General features: G+C 46.9%; 7 protein-coding genes and 1 pseudogene. 7 read left to right on the top strand and 1 reads right to left on the bottom strand.

Annotated elements, in window-relative coordinates; genetic code table 11:
• From LDL18_RS06825 to alaS, 7 genes and pseudogenes are all read left to right on the top strand, one after another.
• A pseudogene (locus LDL18_RS06825) lies at positions 1-246 on the top strand (cell division protein FtsZ); the annotation flags it as partial.
• A gap of 71 nt (positions 247-317) precedes the next feature.
• Positions 318-2,387 (top strand): SPOR domain-containing protein, encoded by a 2,070-nt coding sequence (locus tag LDL18_RS06820; protein ID WP_296508077.1) that lies wholly within the window; start codon positions 318-320, stop codon positions 2,385-2,387.
• On the top strand, positions 2,384-3,661 hold the full coding sequence (locus LDL18_RS06815; protein WP_296508075.1) for a chloride channel protein: 1,278 nt from the start codon (positions 2,384-2,386) through the stop codon (positions 3,659-3,661). The genes LDL18_RS06820 and LDL18_RS06815 overlap by 4 nt, the downstream gene beginning before the upstream one ends.
• 88 nt (positions 3,662-3,749) lie before the next feature.
• Positions 3,750-4,928 carry a deoxyguanosinetriphosphate triphosphohydrolase gene (locus tag LDL18_RS06810; RefSeq protein ID WP_296508073.1) on the top strand — a complete coding sequence of 393 codons (1,179 nt, stop codon included), beginning with the start codon at positions 3,750-3,752 and terminating at the stop codon, positions 4,926-4,928.
• 200 nt (positions 4,929-5,128) lie between these two features.
• Positions 5,129-6,853, top strand: a complete 1,725-nt coding sequence (argS, locus tag LDL18_RS06805) for an arginine--tRNA ligase (RefSeq protein ID WP_296508071.1) — start codon at positions 5,129-5,131, stop codon at positions 6,851-6,853.
• Positions 6,854-6,856: 3 nt separating this feature from the next.
• Positions 6,857-7,984, top strand: coding sequence for an SPOR domain-containing protein (locus tag LDL18_RS06800; RefSeq protein WP_296508069.1), 1,128 nt, complete (start codon positions 6,857-6,859; stop codon positions 7,982-7,984).
• Positions 7,985-8,124: 140 nt separating this feature from the next.
• A complete protein-coding gene (gene alaS, locus LDL18_RS06795; protein WP_296508067.1) occupies positions 8,125-10,797 on the top strand; it encodes an alanine--tRNA ligase in 2,673 nt (890 codons plus the stop codon).
• Between the two features lie 74 nt (positions 10,798-10,871).
• Here alaS and LDL18_RS06790 read toward each other — a convergent pair whose 3' ends face one another.
• The gene (locus LDL18_RS06790; RefSeq protein ID WP_296508065.1) at positions 10,872-12,650 is read right to left on the bottom strand and encodes a cation:proton antiporter; all 1,779 of its coding nucleotides are present in this window, start codon (positions 12,648-12,650) and stop codon (positions 10,872-10,874) included.
• Positions 12,651-13,131: the final 481 nt, after the last annotated feature.

Here is a 13,131-nt window from a genome sequence, read left to right as displayed (position 1 = left end):
CCTGTCGAAAAAAAAGATAATTTAAAAGCGGCTTCTCCGTCCGTCGAGGAAAGCGATTTTAACCAGAATTCTAATGCTGGTTGGAATAGCGAGCCGACCCGTCCGGCTCCGAGGCTGGCAAGAGAAGGTAGCACCTTATTTGAACGGATGTCTAACATTGCCCGTGGAGCTGATCGTAAAGACAGCACTGAAAACCGTGGCCGTGTCGATATCCCTCAATTCTTGAATCGTCAGGGTAACTCCTAAAATTTTCGATCTTTTTAGACTCAAAAAAGAAGCAGGTCGTTCATATTCGGTGAGCGGCCTGTTTTTTATCTGTGGCCACAGACGGCATCAATTTAGCTTCATTTCTGACCACTAAAATATATTTAATCCGATCTTCTGCCTTTTTTGTCGTTTTATGCTTGCGTTCACAAAGACAGTTAGCTTTTTACGTTACTATGGCTATCGAGATAAAAGATTCTAAGAATGGCGGTTTTGGGAAGCAGCCCGTTCCGTCCGAATTTGTCGGCACCCGCATATCGGCAAACGTTCAAAAGGCATCCTATAGTAAGATACGATATATCGTTAAATCTACTTGGGTGTCTTTTCTGATTTTGACGGGCATCCCTTGCTATTCAGTTTCTTTACAGGCGCAAATAGCCGAGAATGAGACCGGTAGCGATAAGGCAGATTTGACTGTTTATTTGCGCCGCTTGGCAGCGCAGCCTCATGATACCAATGCTTTAATTGGAGCCGGTCTGGCTTCCTATCGGGCGGGCGACCTTCACGCCGCTTATGGTTTTTTGTCCCGTGCCGAGACATTGGCACCCCATGATGGGAAAGTAAAAGCCACCTTAGGATCGATTTTTATCCAGCAGGAAAAACCGCAACAGGCCTTGAAATATTTTCATGAGGCAGTGTCGAATGGTATTCCGGCATCTATTGTCGCTAGTGATAGCGGACTGGCCTATGATTTATTAGGCAATAAAGCCAAAGCCGAAGCCGCCTATACGATGGCTTTATCATCTCATCCTGATGATGAGACTGAGAGGCGATTTGCTCTTTCTCAAGCCATTGCCGGACATGCCAGTAATGCCCTTGCTTTGATTGATCGCCAGCTAAGACAACAAAATCGGGCTGCATGGCGCACGCGTGCTTTGATATTAGCGTTAACCGGCGATGTCGCTGGAGCTAATGCTATTATCAAATCAACGATGCCTGCTGGTTCTGCCGAGACAATGGCGTCATTTTTAAGCCGTTTGCCCCAGCTGTCAGCTCAAGAAAAAGCGGCAGCAGTGCATTTCGGGGATATGAAAGTTAAGGGCGGTAGCTCGCAATCTCTTTGGGCTGAAAATGACAAATCGGGTCCTGCTGATACTAAAGAGCCGGTTTCAGATTTTAATATTGATAGCATTCCGGCAACGTCTGAAGATTACGTTACATCAGAAAAACCCATGCCGCTGGCTCCGCAAGCGCCACGCCCAGAAGTCGGTGAAGATCCGATTAGGCCTTTGACAGTCAAAGACGAGGATAGAGAGCCACCTACGCCCAAAGTTCTTTTAAAATCAAGAAGAGGTAATGTTGTCGAAAAGACAAATGCTGCACCCGTAACCGTTTCGCCTGCTGTTGTTCCGGCTCCGACGGTATCACCCGTGCTGCCGAAGCTAAAAAGTAAAATAGCTTCTACGCCGATTGTGCCGGAAAAAACTTCTGAAAAAACATTGCCGATCAGTAAAAAAACGCCGGTTAGAAGCGAGGCGGAGTTAAAGGCCTATTGTAAGATAAATATTGAAAATAGCCTTAAATTACCCGCTAAAAAGGCAGTAAAAGGGAAAATTGTAGCAAAGACTGCTCATGTGTCTAAAACACCTAGCAAGGTTGAGCTTTTAAAGATCAATCAATGTATTGCCGAGCAAAAAGCACTTGATCAAAAAGCTGAAAAAAGTAGTGCGAAAAAGGCGGGTAATCTGCTGATTGAGGTCAGTGAGAAAAATCCCAAAACGCTGAACGGGAAAAAAGACCTGTCAGCGAATAGCCAAGCCACCACGATAGAAAAGAAAAATAACCATACTGTCGTCGAGACGAAAGCAGCCGCTGAGGCCAAATCCGTCACCAAATCAGCTCATGAGGCCACAAGTGAGCGCTATTGGGTTCAGGTTGCCAGTGGCGAAAATAAGGCAAATCTTCTTGCCGTCTGGCAAAAATTATTAACCAAATATCCTTTGTTAAAAACAACGCAGCCATGGACTTCGCCTTGGCATAAATCGCATCGTTTGCTGGCAGGCCCGTTTTCGTCAGATGAACAGGCGCAAGATTTTGTGAACAAGCTAAAAAAACATGGTTTTTCAACGATTCAGTTTACGTCTCGGAAAGGTGTCACTGTAGAAAGGCTGACGGCAAAATGAAGATACGCTATGGCCTTGCCTGTCTTGCCGTGGGCGGCTTAACCGGATTGGGCGGGATGCTTTTGTCATGGATACTGCATGCCGTGCAACATATCGCTTATGGCTATAGCTTGCAGCATGTCATTAGTGAGGAAAGCTTCTTAAAAGGGAGCATGGCCGCGTCACCTTTGAGGCGGTTGGAAGTGCTTGTTTTTTGTGGGGCTGTTGTCGGTGGTGGCTGGGGCTTGCTGCGTTATTTTGGCTCGCCTTTGGTTTCGATTACGCAAGCCGTTGCCGCCAATAAAAGAGTGATGCCTTTCTGGACGACTATTATTCACGTCCTTTTGCAGATTGTGACGGTTGGCCTTGGCTCGCCTTTGGGAAGGGAAGTGGCTCCGCGGGAATTGGGCAGTTTGATTGGTGAAAGATTTGCCTTTTGGGGTGGCTTATCCGAAAATCAGCGCCGAATTTTAGTGGCTTGTGGGGCAGGTGCCGGATTGGCTTCGGTCTATAATGTGCCGCTTAGTGGTGCTTTATTTGCTTTGGAAGCCTTGTTGATGACATGGGCTAGTCCGGTTGTGATTGTTGCTTTGTTAACCTCGGCTTTGTCGGCGCGCATGGCATGGATTCTTCTGGGAAATAGCATGGTCTATCACGTCCCTGCATGGCCGGTTGATACCCGTTTAATGCTATTGGCATTACTAGCAGGGCCTATTTTTGGGATTGCTGCCCATTATTTTCGGTTTTGGTCGCAAAAAATAACCGCCAGCAGAATAAAGGATAACCGTCAATTAGCTTTGGTGGCTATCCTCTGTTTTGCCGCGATTGGCCTATTGTCTATATGGTTTCCTGAAATTTTGGGTAACGGCAAGGGGCCTGTAAGCTTGGCTTTTAATGACAATTTATCCGGTATGAAGGCTGGCACGTTATTCTGTTTTAAAATGCTGGCTGTTTTTCTGGCACTTTGGGCGGGGGCTTATGGAGGACTATTGACCCCCGGTATCAGTTTCGGAGCTTTGTTAGCCGTTGTTATTGGCCATCTATGGAATATGTGGTTACCGCCAGTGCCTATTGGTGCCTTTGCTATTATTGGGGGCGCCGCTTTTTTAGCGAGTTCAATGAAAATGCCCATTACGGCGATGGCTTTGGTTATCGAATTTGCAAGAACCGGTCATGATTTTCTGATTCCTATTGCTTTTGCAGTGGCGGGTTCCATTGCTATCAGTCAATTCTATGACCAGAAAAAGCAGCCAAAAACAGCCTCTAAAAGCGTTATCAGTCATTTGGGGGGATAAGCCTGTTTTATGAAGGTGATTTGTTTTTGAAAATCATTTTCTATTTTTGACTGTGGTCTTTATGCGTTATTTGTAAACGCCCGATGACATGGGTCATGATAGAATAATGAAAACAAAATTTGCATCTTATGCCGCCGATCCCGAATTATCCCGTGGCAGATTACATGATGAAGGGAAGGGTGCCGTAAGAGGCCCCCGCAATGCTTTTCAACGCGACCGTGACAGGATTATCCATTCTATGGCTTTCCGACGGCTCCGTTATAAGACACAGGTTTTTATCGCGCCGGAAAGCGATCATTTTAGGGTGAGATTGACCCATAGTTTAGAAGTTGCCCAGATCGGCAGGACGATAGCGCGGGTGCTTCGGTTGAATGAAGACCTAACGGAAGCCTTGTGTCTGGCGCATGATTTAGGGCATCCGCCTTTCGGGCATATTGGCGAAAATGTCTTGAAACAGGCTTTAAAAGAGGCTGGCGGTTTTGACCATAATGCCCATAGTCTCCGCATCCTGACTCATTTGGAATCGCCTTATCCGCGTTGGTCGGGTCTCAATTTGACTTGGGAAATGCAGGAAGGTTTAGCCAAGCATAACGGCCCGATAAGACATCCGAATTGGGCGTTGTCGGCGGTGGATGATGCTTTTCCGTTGGAATTAACAAGCTGGCCATCATTAGAGGCGCAAGTCGCGGCTTTGTCCGATGATATCGCCTATGATAACCATGATTTGGATGATGGATTGCGGGCAGGGTTGATTGATCTTGAAGAAGTCGTTGCCCAGCCTTTGATTGCCCCAACATGGCAAGCCGTAAAAACGCGCTACCCTGATTTAACTGGGAAAAAGTTAATTGCTGAATTGATCCGTGAGCAGATCGGTCGAATGGTAAATGATTCGCTGGATGAGACCCGCCGTCGGATTGCCCTTTTTAAACCGAAGCATCTAACGGATATCCGGCAGATGCCTCAAGCAATGGTCGGCTTTTCAGAAGAGATGACCAAGAATGAGCGTTTGTTTAAAAAATTTATGTATCAAAAGCTGTATCATCACCCCCGATTATTACCGATTGCGGAGCGCGCCTCTTATGTTATTTCCGAACTGGTAGCGCTTTATAAGGATAATCCGCGATTATTGCCGGATGATTGGCAAGAAAATTGGCCGGATAACGAAATTGATCGGCAACGACATATTGTTGATTATGTCGCCGGTATGACGGATCATTATGCCTTAAAACGCTATCATCAAGATATCGGTGCCTTCGATCTGGTCTAAAAAGGATGTCGCTTATCCTTTTTGAAATAGATTTATTTCTTCAAAGATTGATAATAATGCCCTTGAGAGGCTTTAGTCAGGATTTGATTGTTCCGCAAAATAGATTAGAGCCTTTTGGCAACAACAGGTTAAGGCTTGGGATAGTAGCTTTGGCTGTTTTTTTTGCTTTTTCATTATTTGTCTGATGGATTATTTTAACCGTGACCCTTTATCGCCATTTTGCTGCGCAGCTCTCTTCTATTCTTGATACCTTTGAGGCCGAAGGTCTGTTACCGGCCAGTCTGGATCGTAGTCGAGTTGCTGTTGAGCCGCCGCGTGACCCGTCTCATGGAGATTTGGCTATCAATGCCGCTATGGTATTGGCAAAAGCAGCGAAGACGGCTCCCCGCGCTTTGGCTGAAAAACTGGTTGAACCTTTATCCCAGTTGGAAGGGGTTGAGTCTGTTGAAATCGCAGGCCCCGGCTTTATCAATATTCGCTTGACCGATGATTGCTGGCGGAAAGAATTGACCCATATTTTGGAACAGAGTCAAGATTATGGCCGTTCCGATATAGGACAAAATTTGCGCGTCAATGTCGAATATGTTTCGGCAAATCCCACGGGGCCTATGCATATGGGCCATTGTCGGGGTGCTGTGGTCGGGGATGCCTTGGCTTCTTTGCTTGATTTTGCAGGTTATCAAGTAACCCGCGAATATTATGTCAATGATGCCGGACAGCAAGTTCAGACTTTGGCACGTTCGGCCTATATGCGCTATCGAGAAGCCTTAGGTGAAGAAATCACCATTCCTGAAGGTCTGTATCCCGGCGATTATTTGGTTCCAGTTGGTAAATTACTGGCTGAAAAATATGGCGACCGTTACCTCAACGCACCCGAATCCGAATGGCTGACTTTGTTCCGTGAAACAACCGTTGCAGCCATGATGGACATGATCCGCGATGATTTGGCCTTATTGGGTATTCATCACGATAAATTCACGTCAGAAGCGGCGCTTCATAAAGCGGGCATCGTCCAAAAAGCGATCGACAAACTGGAAAAAGAAGGTCTGATCTATAAAGGGGTTTTGGAAGCCCCGAAAGGCGAAACGCCGGAAGATTGGGAACCTGTCGAACTGACTTTGTTCCGTGCGACTAAGTTTGGTGATGACAGCGATCGGCCTGTTCAGAAATCCGATGGCAGCTATACCTATTTTGGTGCTGACCTCGCTTATCATGCCGAAAAAGCAGCGACTGCTGATCAATTAGTTGATATTTGGGGGGCTGACCACGCCGGAACGGTTAAGCGGATTAAAGCCGCCGTTGCGGCTTTGACCCAGAATAAAGTCCCGTTGGATGTGAAACTGGTTCAGATGGTGCATTTGCTTCGTGGCGGTGAGCCGGTCAAAATGTCGAAGCGTTCCGGTAACTTCGTTACCCTTGCGGATGTCGTATCAGAAGTAGGGCGCGACGTTGTCCGCTTTTCAATGCTGACCCGCAAAGCTGATGCCCAAATGGATTTCGATTTTGAAAAAGTAATCGAAGCCTCAAAAGATAATCCGGTCTTTTATGTCCAATATGCTCATGCCCGCGTGCATTCTTTGCATCGGCGGCTTGCATCCGAGGCCATAGCCTTGCCGGAAAAAGCGGATTTAAATCTGCTTGATAAAGAAGAATTGGCATTGATTCAGCAGGCTGCCCAATTCCCGCGTCTGATTGAGGCGGCGGCTGTCGCGCATGAACCACATCGTATCGTTTTTTATCTGTTCACCTTGGCTGCGGATTTTCATAGCTTGTGGAATAAAGGTAATGATAATCCTGACCGACGTTTTCTGTTGCCGGATAATCCAGCAAAAACAGCGGCCAGACTGGCTTTGGCTGATGCTGTTGGTCAGGTTATCAGAAATGGGCTTGGCGTAGTCGGCGTCAATGCTTCGGAGGAGATGTAGGGAATGGATGATAAAGATCAGGAGCATGATGCCATGAATTCTCATGGCCGGCCACAAGAGAATAATAGCTATAACCGACCATTTGGCCGGTCTAATGCGCATGGTTCGTCCCGAGATGACAGCAGTGATTTTTATGATCATCATTCGGCTGATGCAGATGATGGCGATGAAGATGATAGCTTGCCATGGCTGGAACCCGTAGAAGATGACGATAATGGTCATGGCGGGAATATTTTCCAGATCGTTATTGTCGCCTTGGTTGCTTTACTGACTTTGGCTTTATTAGGGATCGGGCTGTATTGGTGGTTCCATCGTCCACCAGCCGTAAGCGGTAATGCATCCGTGATTACGGCGGAGCCTGGCCCCTATAAAACCAAGCCCCGCGAGCCGGGTGGGATGAAAATCGAAGGCGAAGGTGAATCAGCCTATGCCGCCAGCGAAGGGCGGGATATCAATTCATCCATTGATACATCCGTACAGCCAGAACAGCCGATGACGATCGCGCCGAAACAGGCTGAACAGCCTATCACGCCACCGCCTTCAGCCCCCGCACCGGTCACAAAAACGCGGCCTGATGTTGTAGAAAATGAGCCGGAAATGTCAGATATGACGGGCGATACCCGTCATTCAACCGCAACGCATCCCGCAGCCCCACGTCCAGCAGCACCGGTGAAACACGAAAAAGAAGTTAAACCCGCCGAGCATCCGGTTAAGGTTGCGGAACGTGAAAAACCGCCTGTTGCTGTGGTTAAACCGACTGCAAAAGTTGAAAAGCCGGAAGCGGAACATCCGGCCGAAGTGGCAAAACCCAAAAACCGCGAAGATTCCGTTGCGGGTGTGATGAGCAATCTTCACAATGATGCTCATCCAGCAGATGAAGCCAAAAAGGCGCCAGCAGGTGCAGGCGTTATCCAGTTGGGTGCCTTTGGTAGTGAAGCCAAAGCCAATGAAGTTTGGTCTCATTTGACGCAGCGTTATAGCTGGATCAAGCCTTTGCCGCATCAGATCATCTCGGTGAAGATCGGTGAAAAGACCTTTTATCGTTTACGGGCGACAGCGGGGGGGCAGGCAAATAGCTTCTGTAGCCAGCTTCAGGCTGCAGGTGAGACTTGCGCCCATATCGGAAAATAATATCCTGATCTGAAGAGGGTATGCGTAAAATAAATACGCATACCCTGTATTTTTTCGTCTGTTTATACTGTTTTTATGCCCATCGGGTGCTATGGCTGCTGGCAATAAAACTTCCGGTCAGCAGTGTTGGGGGCCTCATTATGATAACAACGAATGAAATTCGCCGTTCTTTTCTCGAATATTTCGAAAAAAATGGCCATCGGATAGTACCATCGGCACCCTTGGTGCCTCAAAATGATCCGACGTTGATGTTTGTTAATGCGGGGATGGTGCCTTTCAAAAATACGTTTACCGGTCTTGAAAGTCGTCCCTATAAAACCGCAACATCGTCGCAAAAATGTGTCCGTGCTGGTGGTAAACATAACGATCTTGATAATGTCGGCTATACCGCCCGCCATCATACCTTTTTTGAAATGTTGGGTAACTTCTCCTTCGGTGATTATTTCAAAGAACGCGTCATTGAACTGGCATGGGGGTTGATCACCAAAGAATGGGGTCTTGATCCAGAACGCCTTTGCGTGACCGTTTATCATACCGATGAAGAAGCCTTTAATCTGTGGCGCAAAATTGCCGGATTACCTGAAGACAGAATTATTAAAATCGCGACTTCTGATAATTTCTGGTCAATGGGTGATACGGGACCTTGTGGCCCTTGTTCCGAAATATTCTATGACCATGGCCCCGAAATTCCGGGTGGCCCTCCTGGATCGCCGGATGAAGACGGTGATCGCTTTGTCGAAATCTGGAATCTCGTCTTTATGCAATATGAACAGGTCAATGCCGAGACCCGTTTGAATTTGCCGAGACCGTCCATTGATACGGGTATGGGACTAGAGCGCATTGCTTCTGTCTTGCAAGGCGTTCATGACAATTATGATACCGATACTTTTAAGGCCTTGATTGCAGCTTCGGGGGAATTGACCAAGACGGCAACGGATGGTCAGTTTAAGGCTTCCCATCGGGTTATTGCTGATCATCTGCGAGCCGCTGGTTTCTTGGTTGCTGATGGTGTTTTGCCTGCCAATGAAGGCCGTGGGTATGTTTTGCGTCGTATTATGCGTCGCGCCATGCGTCATGCCCATTTGATCGGTGCCAAAGAGCCTCTGATGTATCGGCTTGTACCAGCGCTTCTTTCTGAAATGGGTATGGCTTACCCTGAATTGGTCAGAGCTAAGGCTTTGATTGAAGAAACTTTGCGCTTGGAAGAAACGCGTTTCCGCCAGACTTTGGCTAATGGTCTGAAAATTTTGGAAGACGAAACCCAGCATCTGAAAAGTGGTGACACTTTACCGGGTGAGGTCGCTTTTAGACTCTATGATACTTATGGTTTCCCTTATGATCTGACGGCTGATGCTTTGAGAGCGCGGAATCTGACCGTTGATCAGGCTGGTTTCGATGCAGCCATGGCAGAACAGCGGAAAGCCGCTCGGGCTGCATGGAAAGGATCAGGCGAAAAAGCCTCGGATGAAATCTGGTTCGATATTGCTGACCAGTTGGGTGGCACCGAATTTACCGGATATACCGCTGAAAAGGGCAGTGGTCAAATCATTGCCTTGATTAAAGACGGTAAGCGGGTTGAAACGGCCAAACAGGGCGATGACGTCACCATCATCACCAATCAGACGCCTTTTTATGGTGAAAGTGGCGGTCAGAAAGGCGATATCGGTGTTATCACTGGTAATAACGATCTGAAAATCACGGTTACCGATACGCAAAAACCGTTAGGTCGTATTCATGCCCATATCGCTAAAATCGAAAAGGGCGAGATTAAGATTGGTGATGACATCCAGTTGCAAGTTGATATCAATCATCGCAACCGTTTGCGTGCCAATCATTCGGCAACCCATTTGCTGCACGCTGCTTTGCGTGACCAGTTAGGACAGCATGTTTCCCAGAAGGGAAGTATGGTTTCTGCTGAGCGTTTGCGCTTTGACTTTTCTCATCAGAAAGCTTTGACGGATCAGGAATTGGCCGCAATTGAAGCCGAAGTTAATCAGCAAATTTTGAACAATTCTGTTGTGACAACCCGACTGATGACGCCGGAATCCGCAGTTGAAGCGGGCGCTATGGCTTTATTCGGTGAAAAATACGGTAATGAAGTCCGTGTTTTATCCATGGGATCACGTCTTAACGATCAGAATGAGGAAATTTCTTGGTCTGTTGAGCTTTGCGGTGGCACCCATGTATCGGATTTAGGCCAGATTGGTTTATTCCATATTGTCAGTGAAACCGCCGTTTCTTCGGGTATCCGTCGTATTGAAGCCGTTACAGGTGAAGAAGCTAGATTGTGGTTGGTCGGTCGTGATCGTCTGTTACGTGAAACCGCCTCTATTTTGAAAGCGGTGCCGGAAGAAGTTCCGACGCGGACGGCTGCTATCCTTGACGAGCGCCGTAAATCTGAACGCGCTCTGGCAGAGGCTCAGAAAGCCTTGGCTTTAGCTAATGCCAATGGCGGGCAGGGCGGTAATAATGCAGCCCCCGAAAAAGTCGGTTCATATCAGTTTATCGGTCAGGTTATCGAAGGGCTTGATCCTAAAGCTCTGCGTGGTTTGATTGACGAAAATAAGAAGATCATTGAATCCGGCGTGATTGCGCTCATCACGGTTAATGAAGGGCGTGCTTCTGTGGCCATTGGGGTAAGTGATAGTCTGAAGGACAAGATAAGCGCTGTTGATCTTGTTCGGACGGCTGTCGAAAATTTGGGTGGTAAAGGCGGCGGTGGTCGTCCTGATATGGCTCAAGGTGGTGGCCCCAACGGAAATGATGCGGCCAAAGCTTTGGAAGCGGTGAAAGCCCTTTTAGAAAAAGCCTAACACGCATTTCATTGGTGTAAAAAAAGCCCTGAATCTTTCAGGGCTTTTTTATGGGTAAGTGATTTTTGAAAAAATTATGCTTCAGGCATAATGCTAGGCGTGTGCCTGATCGCTTGCATATTGCCTTCCTCTGCTGCTTTTAGGACATTTTCACGCATTGATGCGCGTTTGTCGTGAATAGCCGCAACCGCATGACCGGTTGACACGCCAAGAGAAATCAAAGTGGCTTCTGCTAAGCGCAAAGAACTTTCCAAGGTTTCAGCCACAATATCGGTCGCGCCCGCTCTAAAAAGCTGTGCTGCATGACGGGAATCGCTGGCACGGGCAATGATCGTTAAATCAGGATAGATGGTATGCAGTCGATGCACCACATTGACCATAGAAACAGGATCGTTAATGGCAAGCACCACAGCATTGATCTTGTTCCCTAATTGCTGGATGAATACTGGATTACTGATGTCGCCAAAAGTGGCGTGATAGCCGTCTCTTTTCGCATTGATAACCAGATCAATATCGGAATCGATCGCAAGATAGGGTTTCTTTTCTGACGTCAGCACATCTGCAATGACTTTCCCGACGCGCCCAATACCCGCAATAATGGTATGATTTTCGATATCTTCGATCGGTTCCTCATTGGAGGGTAAAGTCAAATTATGCTCGCGTAAGGTGAGCTTGAGCGAGACTTTGTGGCCAATTTTCGCAAGAAGAGGCGTAATCGTCAGACCGATAGCGGTAACAATTTCCCAAAAAGCTGCCGTCGATGGCATGATAAGCTGTGCTTGTTTAGCGGTTGCCAAAATAACCAAAGTTGTTTCAGACGGTGCTGACATCAGCAAACCAGATTCAACGGCTGTGGCTAGTCGGACATGGCTCAACCGTAAAAGTGTGCTGGTAACAAGTGTTTTCACAATAACAACGCCAGCAACACCCAAAGCTAAAGCCTGCCAATTCGCCATGATAAGCCGGAGATCGAGGCTCATCCCAACGGTGAGTAAGAACACACCAAGCGCCAGTCGTTGGAAAGGTAGGATGACCATCTCGACTTCGACATGATAATCGGTTTCAGCAATTAAAAGACCTGCGGTTAAAGCTCCAACGATCGGCGAGAGCCCCATAGCGCTGGTAGCAACAGACGCTAGAATAACGACCAATAGGCTGATAGACAGGAAAACTTCAGCGCTTTTGGTTCTGGCAGCCTGCGCGAAAAGCGTGGGAAGCGCAAAACGTCCTAAAACCAGAATGGCAATAACGGTGGCACCGCCTTGCCAAATAGTTGCAATCAATCCGTCCCAGCGATTATCTTGTCCATAAGGTGCCATAGCACCCAAGGCAAAGATGATCGGCACCAAAGCAAGATCTTCAAAAAGAAGAATAGCAAAAGCGTTTTTCCCGACTGGCCCCGTTGTTCCCACTAGAGGAAGCACCAAAGCGGTTGACGACACGCTGAGAGCCAGTCCCATCCCGATGGCACCCGCCCAATTTTCGCCCAAAGCATAAAGGCCAGCCCCAATGAGGAAGCCGCATCCCAAAAGTTTTCCAGTTCCTAGACCAAAGACAGCCTGACGCATTGCCCATAGACGTTTAAACGATAATTCAATGCCGATGGAGAAAAGCATCAGGACAATACCGAAATCCGCAAAAGGCTCGATACCGTCAGGATCAGAAATAGTGATATGTTTTAACCATGGATATTCGGTGACAAGTGAGCCCAAGGCTTTGGGGCCTAGAACTGCACCAGCCAGAATAAAACCAATAACAGGGGATATTCGAAAGCGGGCAAAGGCCGGAATAATCAGCCCAGCTGCCCCCAAAATAACAAGGGAATCACTAAAAAGAGAAGAATTCATATGCATGGGGCTGCATTATCCATAAATGAAGAGCTGTGCCTTGTTTTTTATTAAATCAAAGAGCCATTTTTGCAATAAAAATTACAAAAATACAGAGAGGTATTATTATAGAATATAATAAATAATATTCAATTTACAGAAACTTAACATCAGGATGATTTTTGAAAATCGGATAAATCTATTTATTATTATAAAATAATTTTACCTCTGATGAATATTTTAATAGAAATGGACAACTCTCTAAAAATGCCTATCGGGTTATTCGCCTTTTGATGCAAAAATACCATGTAATAAGGTTATTATTGGTTATCTTTATAAAATAAGGTTGGGTGGCAGAGGATAAGACGTTAAATATTTTTAAACAAGATTGCCTTATATAAAACAGCTAGAGAAATAGCTGACAAATGCTTTTTAGTCGGATACAGAGCCATTTAATTCCAATGGCTAAAAGAGCAGGGCTTTGGTATAGGGGAATGGAGGGTAAAAA

This window comes from Zymomonas sp. (genome assembly GCF_020216885.1).
Lineage (GTDB): Bacteria > Pseudomonadota > Alphaproteobacteria > Sphingomonadales > Sphingomonadaceae > Zymomonas.
This window is presented reverse-complemented; position numbering and strand designations above follow the sequence as displayed.